The organism is Dolichospermum flos-aquae CCAP 1403/13F (assembly GCF_012516395.1).
In the GTDB taxonomy this organism is placed as follows: domain Bacteria; phylum Cyanobacteriota; class Cyanobacteriia; order Cyanobacteriales; family Nostocaceae; genus Dolichospermum; species Dolichospermum lemmermannii.
Map to the genome: position 1 here is coordinate 4953912 of NZ_CP051206.1, position 18213 is coordinate 4972124.

The window sequence follows — 18213 nt, forward strand, 5'->3', positions numbered from 1 at the left end:
CTTATGAATCAATAGTAATTGCTCCCAAAATAGGAGTAAAAGAGAAATTTAATTGTTCTAATACCTTGCTTAAAATAGAACATTTTGTTTCACCTATTTTTATGGCTAAAATACTTACATCTGTATGCTTCATCAGGATACTAGTATCTGCAAAACCTAATAGATGTGATGTATCATAGATAATTAAGTCAAAATTTTGCTTAAATTGTTCTGTCAAATCTTGGATCTGAGGTGATGAAAGTAAAATTGTCGGATTTGTCGTGATTTGACCAGTAGTTAAGATAGACAAATTATGCTCTAAAGATAATTTTCCTGTATTTTTTACAGTTCTTTTCTTAGGGTCATAATTTTTTTCTCTGATACCGCTAATGTTTTTGTGGATAACATTTTCAAAATTTAAACCTTCAGTAATAATGTTGCTTAATCCTTGTTTATTCGGTAAGTCCAACATTTTATGAATACTAGGATTACGCAGATTTGCATCCACCAGTAACACCCGTTTACCCATAGCTGCTGCTGTCTGAGCTAAGTAAAAAGCAATTGTTGATTTACCATCTCCAGCATCACCTGAAATAATTGCTAGAGAGCGGATATTATTATCAACATTGAGCAGAGAAATATTTGTGTAAACAGAGCGAAAAGATTCCCAAAAGTCGGAGGTATTATGGTTTTGAAAAGGCTGACCACTTTTAGCAAACTTAATATGAGGAATGTTCCCTAATATTGGTAGTTTAGTTTTGTCTTTAACCTCTTCAATATTATAAAAGACGTTATTAAGCTTGTCTATAAATAAGGCAAATCCCGTACTTAATAATGACCCCAAAGCTATTCCTAAAATTAAATTTCGGATGGTACTCGGTGCAAGATTCTCCGGCTGACTAGGAGGAGTAAGTATCTGCCAAGGTATCTGCTTTTGGGCTGAATCTATACGTAATCTTTCCCGTTCAGTTAAAAAGTGATTGAGGTTATCAACAGCAATTTTTAATTGTCGTTCTAAATCATCTTTTTCACGAATAAGAGCCGGAAACTTTCTAACCTGCTCTTGTAAAGAACTTTCAACTTGACTAAGAAATTGGATTTGGGTTTTTAATAATTGAATTTGCTTACTTGCATCGAGGAATTTTTGAATTTCTCGCAAACGAGCCGAATTTGGTGGGGCTGAATACAAAGAATTCATAGTTGTATTTGCAAATTTCATTCCCAAAATCTGCAATTTTTCCCTGATAATTAAATCCAATAAATTTTGTTTTTGAATGAGCAGGGTTTGAATATTTGGGCTATTTTCTGTATATTGAGATGATTTTATGGCGATTGTAGCTTCTATATCTTGAAGTTGGCTCAGTAGCTTTTGATAATCAGGAGACTCACTCAAGGCTGAAATAGCCTCTGCTTCATGACTTTTTAATTGCAACTGTTCTTGGAGACTATTATAAAGTGCTTGAGTTCTAGCCAATTGTATTTCATTATCTACCCGTTTTTGGACAATTTGATCAAATTGATTAGCAAGTTGCTGTCCTTGAATCTCAGCATTAATAATACCATATTTTTGACGGAAGTTTTGTAGTTTTAATTGGAGAGTTTCCACATTCCGTAATAGTTGCGGCAATTGCTTTTCCACAAAATTAATTGCTAATTTAGTTTCTGTTTGGCGTTCATCTAAACTATATTTTAAGTATGATTCAGATGCTTGATTTAATACAAACAAAACTTTTTTAGGGTCGGTATCTTGATAACTAACTTCTAAAATTTGAGTATTGGGTAGGAGTTTGATATTAAGTTGAGGTGCGCTGCTACCTGGGTAATACTTTTGCACTTTTTCAGTGAGAGGAGACATCAATTTAGGACTTTGTAAAATCTTCAACTTAGTTTCATCAATTTTATTAGCAGTCTCATCTATTTTTGATCTATCGTCTCGTGCAACTTTATCTTCAGCAGTTATCGGCTCAGTTAAAAGTTCAAATTTACCGACATAAGTGGGAGTGCTAGTCAAAGCCAATCCTGTCGTCGCAGCCGCAATGGTAGTTGTGCCAATTATAATTATCGGTATTCTGCGACGAATAACTGCTAATACTTCACCTAAGTTCAATCCACCTTCATTACCTTCTTCAGATGGATCTGTGTAAATCAAAGGCTTAGATTGACGTTGCTGTGCATTTAGTTGAGCTAAATTTTGCTGAGAATAGCGTTTTTTTATCATATCAAACCTTAGATAATTTCTAATTTAATTTCTAATCAAGTATCTTAATTACTAAGTCATATTTAATTTTTATATATGACTATTAAGTAGGTGGACGTGAAATAACCAAAATGTGTAACAATATGTAAATTCACCTCAATGCGTTATTGTGGTTGAGTCTTAGCCATTTCACAAAACGAAATATATTTTGATTTTCCTCCGCCCACCTACTTAGCTATAATTATTTGTGTAGTCAGACAAGAGGACTCTAGAATATGCAAGTGCAGATAATTTTCTTAAGAGTTAAATGGAAATCCTGTATTTCATGAATGTAATTTCATAGAATAACCAGAATACTGGCAAATAATTTGACTTTGATATAGAATCTGTAAAACTTAACTAAGTTCTAATCTACCACTGTTTCATGAGCTAGAGTGGACAAATTGGCAAAATGTCGTTAATCCTTTAATTTGCCAAATATACTATTTATAACTTCGCTGGGAAATAAGTTATATCTTCTTTAAATATTTATAATTTAACCGTGATCATCATAGTTTTGGTTAATAACTATAAAGATTGTATGAAGTTAACATAAAACCGGAAATTAGCTATTGACTTTTATATTGAACTATCATTTAATTCTTTTAATCCAGTATTTATAAATTCAGACACATCATCTGATTACCAGAATTTTATTCCAAAATATAGAGATTGAATTATCAGATATATCTACTCAAATATGAGAAAGTAGATTTTTGAAATTCATCTGCAAGCCTACAAACTTTCTGCCAATTTGTCTACAATAGACTATGCAAAAATGCTAATTTAAAACATAGTCTAGGGTTAAAAAAGGTAGATGCACAAAATTCTCTTTAAATGAACCAATTAGAAAATATTAGATAAAAGTGTGAACAAAAAAATACAACTCTTGATTGATTTAATCTAATCTTAAATTACGCTGTTTTTACTAAGAATTGTAAGTCAATAAATACACATTTCCTAGTTAAAAAATTAACACCTCAAACAATGTTGAATCAGGAGTTGGACTTTGATGGTCTTTTTGATCTCAGTCCTTCCCGTGCAACCTTCTTATGATCTATTGTTTAGTTAGTGATCAGGAGGCTAAAGTGCAGAAAAGGTGTGATTGAAATCGGAAACGTTCTAAACGTAGAGCTATCAAATGTCCCATACATGACTATGAATCTAGATATCAATTATCTCTTGCACCGGCAGAAATTTGGCAACAAGCAACAGGTGTAATTCATCCCCATCGTAATCCTTCCGTGGGAGAGTTTACCTATAGACAATCTCGAATGCTGGGCGGTAAAAGTGTTAAAGATTTCTGGGTAATGAATTGATAGGAAAATTTTCTTACCTGAGTAAAATCCCTGTTGTTTTTTTGGACGTTCAATTAAATTACCCTAATTTACTTATCTTCCTGAGAATAAATCTAATGCTAAATCAACTTTCCGAACTTGCATATTTTGGTGGAGAGCCAAAATTTAAAGAAAAACTATTTGTAGGTCGTCCAAATATTGGAAATCGAGATATTCTTCTCAACAGGATTAATGATATGTTAGATCGCCGATGGTTATCTAACAATGGGGTATTTGTGCAAGACTTTGAACAGCGGATTGCTGATTATTTAGGAGTTAAGCACTGTATCGCTGTTTGTAACGGTACTATCGCCCTAGAGTTGGTCATTCGTGCCTTAGAGTTAAAGGGAGAGGTAATTATTCCTTCTTTTACCTTTATTGCCACAGCCCATGCTTTACAATGGCAAGAGATTACACCGATTTTTTGTGATGTTGACCCTAAAACCCATACCCTTGATCCGGAGAAAGTAGAGTCTTTAATTACACCGCATACATCAGGGATTATGGGTGTCCATGTTTGGGGACAGCCTTGTGACGTTGAATCTTTGACCGAAATTGCTGACAAGCACCAACTCAAACTAATGTTTGATGCTTCCCATGCTTTTGGCTGTTCTCATCAAGGAAAAATGATTGGTAATTTTGGTAATGCTGAGGTATTTAGCTTTCATGCTACTAAATTTATCAATACCTTTGAAGGAGGTGCAATAGTCACCAATGATGATCAGTTAAATCAAAAATTGCGGTTGATGAAAAACTTTGGTTTTTCTGATTTTGATAAGGTCATTTACTTAGGTACTAATGGTAAAATGTCCGAAGTATCAGCCGCTATGGGGTTGACTTCTTTAGAAAATATGGAAGAGTTTATTGAGGTCAATCGCCGTAATTATCATTATTATCAAGAGGGTTTAGCTAACATTCCAGAAATATCATTATTTCCAGTCAATGAATCTGAGAAGCATAACTATCAATATATTATCTTGGATATAGATGAGGAGAAGACTCAGGTTAGTCGAGACTTATTAATTAAGATTCTTCATGCTGAGAATGTGATTGCTAGGAGATATTTTTATCCTGGTTGTCATCGCATGGAACCATATCGCTCTTATTTTCCTCATGCGGGTTTGCTGCTACCTGAGACAGAGAAATTAGCGCAAAGGGTTCTGATTTTGCCGACAGGAACAGCGATTTCAGAAGATGATATTAGTAAAATATGTCAAATTATTCAAATTGTAGTTGCAAACGAAATCAAAGAGACAAATAGAGATTCTGAATAATTATGAAACTGGCAATAATGCAACCATACCTTTTTCCGTACTTTGGATATTTTCAACTTATAAACACAGTAGACAAGTTTATCATCTATGATGATGTACAGTATATAAAAGGTGGGTGGATAAATAGAAACAGAATTCTCTTAAATACGCAAGCCCATCTATTTACATTTAGCATCAAGAACGACTCTACTTTTTTGAACATCAATCAGAGATATTTTACAAATAAGTTGGATAAGGAGAAAGAAAAACTCTTCAAAATAGTTGACTCTGCTTACTCAAAAGCTCCCTTTTACTCAAATACCAAAAAATTATTAGAGTGTATACTATTGACTGACGAACTGAATATATCAGATATGATCACACAAAGCTTAATACTGATTTGCAATTATTTAGATATAGGGACACAATTTTATATTTCTTCAGAAATTGATAAAGATAATACATTGAAAGGAGAAGAACGAGTTATTGCTATAAATAAATGCTTGGACTCGAAACATTACATAAATTCAATTGGAGGAGAGACATTATACTCAAAAGATGTATTTAAAGAAAATGGTATAACATTATCTTTTATCAAACCCAAATTAGTGGAATACAAACAATTTAAAAATCAGTTTGTTCCTTGGCTTTCAATTATTGATGTTTTAATGTTTAATTCAGTTGAAAAAACAAGAGAAATGCTACAGGAGTATGAATTAATATGAATGCAATAGGTGGATATTTTGGCTTGGAACTTGATGAAAAAAATGAATATCATTCTGAAGCTATCCGTTTAAATACTGGAAGAAATGCCTTAGAGTATATCTTGGTATCAAAATTTTACAAGAAAATATATTTACCTTATTACACTTGCGATGCTCTAGTAGAGCCGGTAAGAAAATTAGGTTTATTACATGAATTCTATTTCATTAATGAAAAATTTGAACCCATATTTGACTTTTCATTAATTAAAGAAGACGAATGTTTTTTATATACTAACTACTTTGGGCTTAAAGATGACTTTATCTATACGTTAAAAATGAGGTGTGCTAATTTAATCATAGATAATGCCCAAGCCTTTTATGCAGAACCTTTAGAAGATACTGATACATTTTATTCACCTCGAAAGTTTTTTGGTGTTGCTGATGGAGCATATTTATACACTACTAAGATTATTCAAAGAGAATTGGAACAAGATATTTCTTATGAAAGGTTTGCACACCTACTTCGTAGGATTGATATGAATGCGGAAAATGGTTATTCATTCTTTATAAACAATGATAAATCATTGTCTAATATGCCTATTTTGAGGATGTCAAAGTTGACTCAAAGAATGCTGAGTTCAATAGACTATCAAGATGTTGCTGCTTGTAGGAGAGACAATTATAATTATTTATATATTGCTCTAAAAGATTTAAATAAAATAGATTTTAAACTCAATTTGGATCAAGTTCCTATGGTTTATCCATTTTATACAGATGATTTAACTATTAGGAAAATCTTGATTGAAAATAGAGTATATACAGCACAATATTGGTCTAATGTTTTGGATTGGGTTGATGAAGATAATATTGAATATAAATTTACTACTAATATAATTCATCTACCAATAGATCAAAGATATTCTGAAGATGATTTAAGCAAAATAGTAACCATTATATTTGAACAATATTAAAGGTAGAATTAAATGAACATTCACGGTGAAAAGGTTATATTAAGAGCCATAGAAGCAGAAGACTTAAAACAACTTCAAGTATGGGCAAATGATCCAGAAATTCAATATATGCTTGGAGGTTGGCATTTTCCAACTAGTATGAATGATCAACAAACTTGGTATAAATCTCTTTCATGTAATTCTAACAATCAAAGATTTATCATTCTCAATGAAAATAATGTTCCAATTGGAATGGCAAATCTTATTAATATCAATTATAAGGATGGTAATGCTGAACATGGTTTATTATTGGATAAAAACTATCGGGGTAAAGGATACGGTTATAATGTAGTTGTGGCTATAATGAATTATGCCTTTAATGAATTAAGATTAAATAGATTAGAAACAACTATTATTGCCAATAATCAGCCATCTTTGAATCTATTCATGAATAAATGTAGATGGAAAAAAGAAGGTGTTTTAAGAAATTGGTACTTTAGGAATGGTGAATTTGTTGATAAAATATTTTTAGGTATTTTAAGAGAGGAATTCATGGACATATATGGAGCAAATAATCATGAACAGCCATAAAAATAGTTTACTAGAATACGGATTTACTATCATAGATTCTGTCTTCGATGATAAGTTTGTTGATAAAATTAATCTCTCTCTTGCAAGAAGTTATGATTTGTGTAGAAAGATTCAGATTAAAAATGGCATAGATGCTGTTACAGATGGAACAGTTCATCATTTAATTGCATCTCATGACATGGTTTATATAAAAGTGATTGATAAAATATGCCAATCAGAAATATTTAATTTTATTAAAGATTATTTCAATGGCAATTTTATTCTTAATAGCTATGGAGGTGTTATAAATCTACCTGAAAAGCCGTCTTATGTAGCAAATATTCATAGAGATGTCCGATTTTTTTCAGGTGAATTTCCATTGATGCTTAATTTGTTAATCATGCTGGATGATTTTACTTTGGAGAACGGAGCTACTTATCTGTTAGCTGGATCTCATAAGCAGGACGAAAAACCAACTGAAAAAGAATTTTATGATATATCGGATAGAGCTTTAGGCAAAAAAGGAGATATTTTATTTTTTAATTCAAATTTATGGCACGCAGCAGGGATTAACAAAACTGATCAGGCAAGAAGAGCAATAACTATAACTTTGACAAAACCATTTATGAAACAACAGTTAGATTACCCAAGGGCTGTAGGGTATGATAAATTAGAAAAAATGAGTTCTCGGTTACAACAATTAATAGGTTTCTTTTCTCGAACTCCATCAACACTTGATGAGTGGTATCAAAAACCGGAAAATCGTTTTTATCGTCCAGGACAAGATTAATAATCACCGGAGTTTAAAACTATGATTACAAACAGAGATTACAACCAAGAATGGAAAGACACATCTAATCACAAATATATTTATGATTTCGATTTAGATGTAATTCATCCTTTCATGATTAAGTCATTTACTCCATTTTTTCGTTTAGGCAATATAATGGAATTAGGAAGTTTTAAAGGAGATTTTAGAAGGAGATTGTTAACTCTTTTTAAAGATATTACCTGTGTTGAAGCCTCAAATGAAGCTATTGATATTGTAATTCACCGCTCTGGAATATTTTTTAAAGCACTTGCCAATTTTTAATGGGACAGATTATTAAGTACAGATATAATTTCCCCAGAATATTTGGAAGGGTGTTATCAACTGGGACAACAATATCCTGATTTATGCTCAAGTATTTTTCTAATGTGTGAAAAGGGTAAATAAGATGGACGTTCCTTTACTATCAGTTTGTTCGACAACATACAATCATGTGAATTTCATAAAACAAGCAATTGATGGGTTTCTTGTGCAAAAAGTTGATTTTGCATGGGAGATAATTATCGCAGATGATTTTTCAACAGATGGCACAAGAGAAATTTTATTAGAGTACAAGAATAAATACCCTGACTTGATAAAACTAATTTTACAAGAAAAAAATGTAGGAGCAGCACAAAATTGTATTGACTTAATTACCACTCCCAAATCTAAGTATATTGCCCTCTGTGACGGTGATGACTATTGGACAGATCCTCTTAAACTGCAAAAACAAGTTGATTTTTTGGAAGCCAACCCTGACTTTGCCATTTGCTTTCATAACGCCGCAGTTATCAATGAGGATTATCCCGAAAAAAATCGACTAAATAGTGATGATTTAACCCCAGAAGTTAGCACTTTGGATAACCTCCTTGAAGGAAGCAACTATATTGCAACTGCTTCAGTTGTAATCAAGACAAATTTGATTCAAAATCTGCCTGATTGGTTTGCTTCTCTTCCTTTTGGAGATTATGGACTATACCTAATCGCAGCACAGCACGGAAAGATAAGATATCTCAATGAGGTAATGAGTGTTTATCGAATTCATAAAGGAGGTGTATACGGGAATTTAGGCAACGCGCCCAAGGGTGTGACACGAATCTATCAGCGGCACTATGAGTTTTGGAAAATAATTAATAAATCTGCCACTATAAGTCAATCAAGGCTAAGACGAGCTACTTTAAAATCAATTAAGAACGTTGTTTATAGTGCAGCTAACTCAAAACAAATAAGAGTCTTCTTAATATACCACTATCTTTTGTTAATTCACAGCCATGGTGAAGATTATAGGCAAGTACCTAAAAAAATTCTTAGGCTTTGCCGTTCTGCTATCAGAGAATTGCGCGACCATTTGGTACACATATAAAAACAAGATCCTTTAGTCTGTACACGTACATAATTAAGTAGAGAGGCATATCTTTGGGTAAGTCTCCCCAATTACATCCGGTTCTGAGTTGATAGAAAATACCATCTAAGATTTTAAGATTTCTCGTTTAGTCCATGTCTGCGGACGAGTCAGCTTTTTCTTTGGCAATAGCGGTTCTATGATTAACCACTCTTCATCCGTCAAGCTACTTGAGCATATTTACCTCACCTTTTAGTTTGATTTCTCTACATCGTAAAAGATACAAAATAAGTCCTATAAATCATAAAAAAAGATTCTTAAATTTTTTGAATAGCCTAATTTTAGATGTCTCTCTTTATAAATCCAATTCATCAGGGATTAAGCACTAATGACTCATTTTCTCCCTAAGCTGTTATATATTACAAAAGGCAATCATAAATCGCTTGTAGCGATGCTTTTTCTATTCATCCTTGTTTCTAGCTTAGAAGTTTTTGGAACTGGCATGATTGCTCCATTCATTAGCATCGCTATCAGTCCAGATGCAATCAAAAGTATTTACTGGTTAGATTTAATTTACAAACAGTTGCATTTTAACTCTGAGCAGCAATTTTTGATCATTCTAGGATCTGTAGTTATTATTGCCTTTTATCTAAAAGCATTCTTGGCTTTTAATGCTCAAAAAGCAGTGTTCAAATTTAGCTCTAGTTTGAAAAGAGAACTGTCTTGTAAGCTTCTAAAAGCATATATCGAAGCTCCTTATGGCTACCACCTACGGATTAATTCAGCAACACTTATTCAGAATATCACTAACACAACAGATGCAGTTTCTATTGGTATAGTATCTACATTTTTGACATTTATCTCTAATACGGTAGTTGTCCTAGCATTAATGCTGCTTTTAATCAAAACTAATGCGATCGCCTTAATTCTTATTGCGGTGCTGCTACTTATTTCTTTTGGATTGTTGCATCCAATGAAAGACCGTTTAGCTCGTTGGAGTAAAGAGGGGTTTCATGCTTATGGGGAGATGATTCGGATTACAAATCATGGATTAGGGGGATTGAAAGAAACTCGTATTATTGGTTGCGAATCCTATTTTGAGGATCAGATGGAGGAGCAATCAAAAATTTATGCCAAAAGTAACACTTTAGCTTCATCCTATGGTAATCTTCCCCGCTTTGTACTTGAGCCGTTAATGATGAGTTTCTTAATAGGCTTTACATTTTTATTTATCACCTTAAATCAAGATAAAACGCAAAATCTGACTGGGGTTTTAGGAATTTTTGCGCTTGCTTCAGTTCGTCTGCTACCAGCATTTGGAAATTTAATCTCTGGCATTAATGTAATTAGAGGTAACAGTTATTCTCTTGATCAGCTATTTTTTGATTTGAAAGAATTGGAAAAAGAAAAGCTGATAAGTAACTTTGATTCTGCTAGAGTTTCTAACAAATTATTGCCAAAAGGGCAGCAAACATTTCGGTTTGCTGATAAAGTTATTTTAGATGGACTCACTTTTCAATATCCTAACACTGACAGAAATGTACTAGAAGATATTTCCCTATCTATTCGCAAGGGAGAGTCTATTGGACTAATTGGTAAGTCTGGTGCTGGTAAAACCACTTTGGTTGATGTTATTCTCGGTCTTTTTATCCCTCAATTTGGAGATATCAAAGTTGACGGAGTTTCAGTTTATAGCGATTTGCGCTCCTGGCAGAATATGCTTGGCTATGTTCCCCAATCTATATTTTTGATTGACGATACCCTTGAACGAAATATTGCTTATGGAGTTGCTGATCATTTAATTGACCAAAATAAATTAAAGAAAGCGATTGCAATGGCTCAACTTGGCGAGGTAGTCGAGCAACTTCCAGATGGAGTGAAAACTATTATTGGTGAACGGGGAGTTCTTTTATCAGGAGGACAACGCCAAAGGGTTGGAATTGCGAGGGTGCTTTATCACGAAAGAGAAATACTGGTTTTTGATGAAGCCACCGCCGCTTTAGATACTGAAACAGAACATCTGATTACTGAAGCAACAAAAGCTTTAGCTGGTAGTAAGACAATCATTATTATTGCTCACCGTCTTTCCACAATTGAGCATTGCGATTGTATTTATCAACTTGAACAGGGTCGAATTCTCAAATCAGGCAGTTACCAGGAAGTGATTGTAGGCAGATAAGAAATTATGTCATTTTTCATCCGATTTAAAAATTATCTCCGTGCTTCACTGACTCCTGACTAGTGGAAGAAAGCAAAAAGGTTCTAAATTTTAGATTTTTTATAATCTTAATTCAAAAAGGATTGAACAATCAATGAAAATGGCTTACGTTACTAATTTTGATGCAAGAACTCTAAGCAATAAGTGGTCTGGGCTAGGCTATTATATTGCTGAGTCACTTCAAAAGCAATCTATACCTCTTGATTACATTGGACCATTAGAGGATAAATTAACTCTACAATTTGTGAATAAGTTGAAAAGTCGTTACTACAAATGTTTTGGAGAAAACTATATAAAATATATCGAGCCATTAATTTTAAAAAACTATGCAAGGCAAATTTCTAAAAATCTCAACAACATCAAAGCTGATGTTGTATTCAGTGCAGGAAGTGATTCAATTGCCTATCTAGAATGTAATCAACCGATTGTTTTCTGGGCAGATGCAACCTTTGCAAATTTAATAGATTTTTACCCTGTATATAGTAATCTCTGTAAAGAATCTCTCCATAATGCCCATTTAATTCAGAGTATTAGTCTCAAGAAATCTCAGTTAGCAATTTACTCCTCTGAATGGGCAGCCCAAACGGCTATTAACTATTACAATGCCGATCCTGAAAAGGTGAAAGTTGTACCTTTTGGAGCTAATATTGAAAGTGATCACAATATTGACGACATTACAGCTGCAATTGAATCTAGACCAATTGATAAATGCAAACTCTTATTTTTAGGAGTTGACTGGTTTCGTAAGGGCGGTGATGTTGCCCTAGAGGTGGCTAAAAAACTGAATAATTCAGGGTTAAAAACTGAATTAACAATAGTTGGCTGTCAACCGACTGAAGACGAACCCCTACCTAATTTCGTTAAAGTTCTGGGTTTTATTCCAAAATCTACTCTTGAGGGTAAAAAGAAAATATATCAACTTATTGCCGATTCTCATTTCTTAATTCTACCTTCAATAGCGGACTGTACCCCTATTGTTTTCGCTGAGGCAAATTCTCTAGGAGTGCCTTGTATCTCTAGAAGAGTTGGTGGAATTCCGACAATAATCAAAGATGATTTGAATGGCAAGCTATTTGATCGGGATAGCGATCCTTTTGAATACTGTGAATACATTTTTAATATCTTTACCAACTATACTCAATACAAAGAATTAGCTCTCTCTGCTTTTAATGAATACGAATCGCGCCTGAACTGGAGAGTAGCTGGTCAGAAAGTTAGAGATTTGCTCATGACAATAGCATAAAAATTGCAAATATTATGAAAAACGCCGAAAAAGTTTTCGTTAGACTCAACGGACGGCTGGGTAATCAGTTGTTTCAACTGGCTTTAGCTTTGAATATTTCACAGCGATTTAAGGTTAAAGTTTTGCTAGATGATTATTTGTCCATACGCCAAGGATTTGAAAGATTCTTATTTAAAGATTTGTCTGTATTTAACTATTTTCAATATTGCTCCAAGCTGCATTCATTTACTAATAGAGTTCAGCATAATTCTACCCTCAGAAAGTTTTACAAGCCAAATAATATATTCATAGAAAGTGAGAAAAATAATTATGAATTAGATTTCGCACAACCATATAAATCATATACGGGATTTTTTCAATCGCCCAGATTTTTCCCAGAAAGAGACGTAATTCTTAAAGCCTTCTCTTTAAGCAGTGAATTTATATGTGAACCGCTTTCGGGACTTTTGGATTTGATGGAAAAAACAGAATGTCTTGCGATTAGTGTTAGAAGAGGTGACTTTTTCGAGAATTCTGGCTTGGGAGTATGTTCAAATGAATATTATATTAATGCCATCAATTTTGTTCGAGACAGAAGATCCATTGATTGTATCTTTGTTTTTTCTGATGATATTGCCTACTGTCGTGAACTCCTAGCTTTGCTTGATTGTCAAGTTATTTATGTGGAAGGATTTACACCTGCAAAATCCTTGTATTTAATGAGTCAATGTAAGCATTTTGTGATTGCAAACAGCACCTTTAGTTGGTGGGGTGCTTGGTTATCAGAGCATAAAGATAAGTTGATAGTTCGCCCCGAACCTTGGAATAATCAACAATCTGTTTTATCTGACTTTCTTCCACCTGGTTGGATTGGATTACCTAAACATCCCATCCTTAAGTCTTCCGCAATATCTAAATCACTGTTTTCGGGCGGCTAAAAAACTCTTGGTTTTCCTTCAACAATACCTTTGCCAAACAAAATAAGAGCCTATAATAAGAGGATTAAGTAATATGGAACCGCTGGTAACAGTCATTGTCACTGTTTTTAAACGAGTTGAGTTTATCCGAGAGGCTATCGAGAGCGTTTTAGCACAAACATTTGAGTCCTATGAAATTATTGTTACAGACGATGCAGATAGCGAAGCTGCAAAAACTATTTGCGAATCAGTTAGTAGACCAGATCGAGTTCGTTATCGGTCTAACAAGCGGAGACTTGGTGTAGCATTAAATCTCCGTGTTGCCATATTGGAAGCAAGAGGGAAATATGTGGCTATTCTCAATGATGATGATTATTGGGAACCTAATTTCTTGTTTCGACTAGTATTGCCATTAGAGCAAGATTCTGGACGCGTATTAGCATTTAGCGATCATTGGATCATGCTTCAAGATGGCAAAATTGATATGCAACAAACCGATAGAAATACAAAGATATTCAAAAGAGATAAACTTTCTGAAGGTGAGTTAAGAAACACAACCGATCTCGCGCTCAACAAAACAATTCCCCTTGTACAGGCATCTGTTTTCCGAAAAGAGTTTCTAGATACCGATTTACTCGTTACTAATGTTTCTGGAGCTTATGATTTTTGGATTACTTGTTTACTAGCAGTCAGTGGTCAGCCATTTTACTATGTTGCGGAACGTTTAACTCGTTATAGAACACATCCCCAGATGGAAACGCTTAGACTGGCTGCTGATAAATTTGAGCCAGAAGTTTTCATATACCGTAGTTTGCTGCAAGCGAATTACTTTCCTGAATGGCAAAAGTTTATTGAACAGCAGTTAGCATATATACTGTATAGGTGTGGCAGGGCTAGATTGGAATTTAACGACATTGAAAAAGCTCGGCAATTATTTAAAGAATCGTTACGCTTATTTCTATCCTGGAAAGCTGTACTAAGGCTGAGTATTACTTACCTACCTAGACCAATCCGTTTAGGCTTGTCCTTCACTCAAATAGTTGATTAGTTTCATAATTATCTCACCTTAAAAGCAAATACTCTCCTAAAAATTTTTAGCTGTTTCTCCTATTCACCGAAATATTAATAAGCGTTACAGTTATGGATAAGAAGTTAATTGTTAGCATCATCATCAATAATTATAACTACGATCGCTTTCTCCCAGAAGCAATTAATAGCACCATTAACCAAACCTATCCTCATACTGAAATTATTGTTGTTGATGATGGATCAACTGACAATTCCCGTAATATTATTGATGGATATGGCGATTGCATCATTCCCATCTTTCAAGAAAACGGTAAACAAGCTGCGGCTCTAAATAGTGGCTTTGCATCCAGTCATGGTGATATTATCCTTTTTCTTGATTCTGATGACTGTCTCTTGCCTAATGCAGTTGAGCAGGTTGTAGAGGTATGGAAACCGGGAGTTGGCAAAGTTCACTACCGCTTGAAAGTCGTGGATACCGAAAAGCAACCATTAGGATATTACATTCCTACGACTGAAGCGAAGTTATCTTCTGGAGAGGTGTGGCGGCATTTGCTAGAAACCAGTAGCTATACAAGTACGCCCATGAGTGGTAATGCTTATAGTCGAACTGCTCTAACTAATGTTTTCCCAATTCCCGATGAGTATAAGACCACGGCAGATGACTATTTGATGATCTCAACACCATTTTATGGTGAGGTTGTGGGCATTGAAGAACCACTTGGGTTATATCGCATTCACAACAGTAACCAATGGGCGTTGACATCAGTTTCCGGCAGCCGATTTCGCCGATTTGTGCAACATGACTTGCAAAACTTTTCTCTGCTGCTACAACGCGCTAAGGAGTTCGGTCTAGAAGTTCCTAATGACTTGGAAAAGAGATCCCTGGGTCGTTTGTGGTCACGTTTAGCATCGCTGCGTCTAGAACCTCAAGTCCATCCTGTTGTTTCAGATAATTCACTTCAACTTATTTATTGGGGGTTTCGGTCTCTCTGGAAATATTCTGACTTTAACTGGCAGAAACGATGTATTTATAGCATCTTTTTTCTCTGGGTTGGATTGATGCCAGTTCCACTAGCAAAATTGGGTTTTACCTGGTTATATGCTCCGCATCTTCGTCCAAAAACAATTGATTGGATATTGATTAAAATTCGCACATTAGTTAAATAAGCCGCCAATAATAAATATTTATCAAAGATTCAGATTTATGAACGCTCCATTTCGTTTAGGCATTGTTTTTACCCATCCAACTCAACATCACGGACCACTTTGGAGAAAATTAAATGAACAACCTGGTCTTTCCGTCAAAGTCCTTTACCTCTGCAATGAAAATCAGATCAGTGGTGATGCTCTTCTGGGTGGTAGTTCTCAACCTTGGGATGTTGATGTATTAAGTGGCTATGAGTATGATTATCTCAAAGATTTGTCTGGAAGAGTACCATCCCAACAAGAAAAGAACGTTATCAGCCCAGAGTTGTTCAATAGTCTGACTCCAGATAACTTCGATGCCATTTTCATGCAGAGTTTTGTTAATTACTCTTACCGATTAACTGCTCTGCTGTGTAAACTCCGTGGCATTCCTTTAATCATGCAAAACGATGCAACCATCATGTCTGATTGTCGCTACAGTCGCTTGCGGCGAATTATGATGGCGATTCTTTACCCCTGGATGCTTAATTTAGCAGATTACTGGCTCTCCTGTGGCGACCATAATGAAATCCACTTACGTCATTATGGTGTTGCAGACGAAAAAATTGTCCGTGGGTGTCATCCCGTAGATGGTGAACGATTTGAGCAATCAATTAGGCAAAACCAAAACGAAATTTGGAAAATTCGTCAGGAACTTAGTGGGAATGAGGATACTTTAATTTATGGCTTTGCAGGTAAATATATAGAGCGGAAAAATCCCTTTGAATTTATTGCAGCTATAGAAAAAGCCCATCAACGTGATCCGCGTGTCAGAGGAATCATGATTGGTGGAGGTGACTTAGAATCCGAGATTAATCAACGTCTTAGCCAACTTGGTAATGCAGAGGTTATCAATCTTGGCTTTGTGAATCAAGCCAAAATTCCTCTCTACTATGCAGCCATGGATGTTTTTGTAGTTACATCGTGGATTGATCCCCATCCCCTAGTGGTTTCAGAAGCAATGGTATCTGGGACACCTCCTATTTTGAGCGATCGCTGTGGTAATTGGGGGTATAACGATACAGTTCGCCATCGCTACAATGGTTTGGTTTATCCTTGTGGTAATTCTGATGTCTTAGCAAAGACAATGCTAGAAATGACTGATATTGAGACTCGTAAGAAGTACAGCACAAATTCTAAAGAAGTCTTTCACGGACAAGATATCTACTGCGAAGTCCAAGCTTTTTTAGAAGTGATAGAACGAATCAAAGAAGGTTTAGTAATAAAATCCAGGAACTTTAGTAAATCTAGCTTTGGGAATTAGATAATTATTTTTTGCTTCCCATTTTGAAGAAAGAACGTTTTTTATAAAATAGCTGTTACTAGAATCTGTTGTCCTTCAAATTCAAATTAGCATCTTTGTCAGTCAAGGAGTTTCTCTTATGGTTAAGATAGCCTACTTAGTCTTAGCTCATCACGATCCAATTCACTTAGAAAGATTGGTCAATTCCATTGATTATCAGGCTCATATTTTTATACATTTGGATAAGAAAACAAACATTGATAGATATATAAATATTGCTAATATAGAGTCAGTAAATTTTATTCCTGAGAGAGTAAAGGTCTATTGGGGAGGGATTTCAATGGTCAAGGCAATTTTAAATCTTATTAAAACTGCATTGGCTTCCAAAGAAAATTTTTCACATTTGGTGCTGCTCTCTGGTTCTGATTATCCGATTAAACCTGTATCCACATTCTATGATTTTTTGAAAAGCAATCCTGATAGACAATTTATTAAACTTACTAACCTCAATGAATCACCATTACCCTCTGAAAAACGACTCACTAACTACTGGTTTATGGAACCTTTCCAACCTTTTTATAATGACAGATTCTTTAGACGAGTATTACAAAAAATATTCCATTTAGGAGTGACAAAAAAGCCTCTAAACAATGTTTCAACAGTTTGGGGTAGCCAATGGTGGGCAATTACTCCTGAATGTGCAGCTTTCATTTTGCAATATCTAGAAGAAAATCCAGTTTTTATAAATTTTTATAAATATGCTCACGCACCTGATGAACACTTTTTTCATACAGTTGTAGCTAACTCTCCTTTTTTTGAAAAAGCAGGAGGATTTCGGCAAGAAATTAGGTGGCCCCACGAAGTTTCAAATATTACGCTAAACTTTGAGGGGAGAATTTTTGCTGAAAATGATTATGAGTTTCTTGAGGACTTGCGTTTTAATAGAAAACCAACCGAACAGCGAATGTCTAAAGAATTGTGCAACCTAATGGATACATCATTAATCCGCGGAGCTTTTAGTTACTCTGACTTTTTCTTTGCGAGAAAATTCACAACAAACAAATCTTCTCGCTTACTTGATCTGATAGATAAGAATCTTCTTTCTTGAAAATTGAATTTAAGGACACCTCGAAAAATTCAAACTGCAAGGTTTTGAAAAGTTATTGGCATCAAAAATATCGAGAAATTTCAAATCCACAAAAATAGTTTATTTATTGGAA

Annotated in this window: 15 protein-coding genes; 14 read left to right on the plus strand and 1 reads right to left on the minus strand. The window is 34.4% G+C overall.

Features of this window, described 5'->3' with window-relative positions:
* Window position 1 precedes the first annotated feature (1 nt).
* Window positions 2-2197, minus strand: a complete 2196-nt coding sequence (locus HGD76_RS23695; RefSeq protein WP_168697214.1) for a polysaccharide biosynthesis tyrosine autokinase — start codon at window positions 2195-2197, stop codon at window positions 2-4.
* Window positions 2198-3629: 1432 nt separating this feature from the next.
* Here HGD76_RS23695 and HGD76_RS23700 point away from each other — a divergent pair.
* The 14 genes from HGD76_RS23700 to HGD76_RS23765 all read left to right on the plus strand — a co-directional run bounded on the left by HGD76_RS23700 (window position 3630) and on the right by HGD76_RS23765 (window position 18101).
* Window positions 3630-4826, plus strand: a complete 1197-nt coding sequence (locus HGD76_RS23700; RefSeq protein WP_148765021.1) for a DegT/DnrJ/EryC1/StrS family aminotransferase — start codon at window positions 3630-3632, stop codon at window positions 4824-4826.
* 2 nt (window positions 4827-4828) lie between these two features.
* Window positions 4829-5530, plus strand: coding sequence for a WbqC family protein (locus HGD76_RS23705; protein ID WP_168697215.1), 702 nt, complete (start codon window positions 4829-4831; stop codon window positions 5528-5530).
* Window positions 5527-6480: a hypothetical protein gene (locus HGD76_RS23710; RefSeq protein WP_168697216.1), complete on the plus strand. Its 954-nt coding sequence runs from the start codon at window positions 5527-5529 to the stop codon at window positions 6478-6480. Before HGD76_RS23705 ends, HGD76_RS23710 begins: the two co-directional genes overlap by 4 nt.
* Window positions 6481-6492: 12 nt before the next feature.
* Window positions 6493-7050 carry a GNAT family N-acetyltransferase gene (locus HGD76_RS23715; RefSeq protein ID WP_168697217.1) on the plus strand — a complete coding sequence of 186 codons (558 nt, stop codon included), beginning with the start codon at window positions 6493-6495 and terminating at the stop codon, window positions 7048-7050.
* Window positions 7037-7819, plus strand: coding sequence for a phytanoyl-CoA dioxygenase family protein (locus tag HGD76_RS23720; RefSeq protein ID WP_041458100.1), 783 nt, complete (start codon window positions 7037-7039; stop codon window positions 7817-7819). Before HGD76_RS23715 ends, HGD76_RS23720 begins: the two co-directional genes overlap by 14 nt.
* Window positions 7820-7840: 21 nt before the next feature.
* Window positions 7841-8122 (plus strand): hypothetical protein, encoded by a 282-nt coding sequence (locus HGD76_RS23725; protein ID WP_210422231.1) that lies wholly within the window; start codon window positions 7841-7843, stop codon window positions 8120-8122.
* A 124-nt stretch (window positions 8123-8246) separates the two neighbouring features.
* Window positions 8247-9200, plus strand: a complete 954-nt coding sequence (locus HGD76_RS23730; protein WP_168697218.1) for a glycosyltransferase — start codon at window positions 8247-8249, stop codon at window positions 9198-9200.
* A 367-nt stretch (window positions 9201-9567) separates the two neighbouring features.
* Complete coding sequence (locus HGD76_RS23735; protein WP_168697219.1) at window positions 9568-11358, plus strand: ABC transporter ATP-binding protein; 1791 nt, start codon at window positions 9568-9570, stop codon at window positions 11356-11358.
* Between the two features lie 139 nt (window positions 11359-11497).
* A complete protein-coding gene (locus tag HGD76_RS23740; protein WP_233466973.1) occupies window positions 11498-12640 on the plus strand; it encodes a glycosyltransferase family 4 protein in 1143 nt (380 codons plus the stop codon).
* A 14-nt stretch (window positions 12641-12654) separates the two neighbouring features.
* The gene (locus HGD76_RS23745; protein WP_168697221.1) at window positions 12655-13557 is read left to right on the plus strand and encodes an alpha-1,2-fucosyltransferase; all 903 of its coding nucleotides are present in this window, start codon (window positions 12655-12657) and stop codon (window positions 13555-13557) included.
* 73 nt (window positions 13558-13630) lie between these two features.
* The gene (locus tag HGD76_RS23750) at window positions 13631-14584 is read left to right on the plus strand and encodes a glycosyltransferase family 2 protein (protein WP_168697222.1); all 954 of its coding nucleotides are present in this window, start codon (window positions 13631-13633) and stop codon (window positions 14582-14584) included.
* A 92-nt stretch (window positions 14585-14676) separates the two neighbouring features.
* Window positions 14677-15732, plus strand: a complete 1056-nt coding sequence (locus HGD76_RS23755; RefSeq protein WP_168697223.1) for a glycosyltransferase family 2 protein — start codon at window positions 14677-14679, stop codon at window positions 15730-15732.
* A 37-nt stretch (window positions 15733-15769) separates the two neighbouring features.
* Window positions 15770-17014, plus strand: a complete 1245-nt coding sequence (locus tag HGD76_RS23760) for a glycosyltransferase family 4 protein (protein WP_168697224.1) — start codon at window positions 15770-15772, stop codon at window positions 17012-17014.
* 118 nt (window positions 17015-17132) lie between these two features.
* Entirely contained in the window at window positions 17133-18101 is a 969-nt protein-coding gene (locus tag HGD76_RS23765; RefSeq protein ID WP_168697225.1) for a beta-1,6-N-acetylglucosaminyltransferase, read from the plus strand.
* Window positions 18102-18213 lie beyond the last annotated feature (112 nt).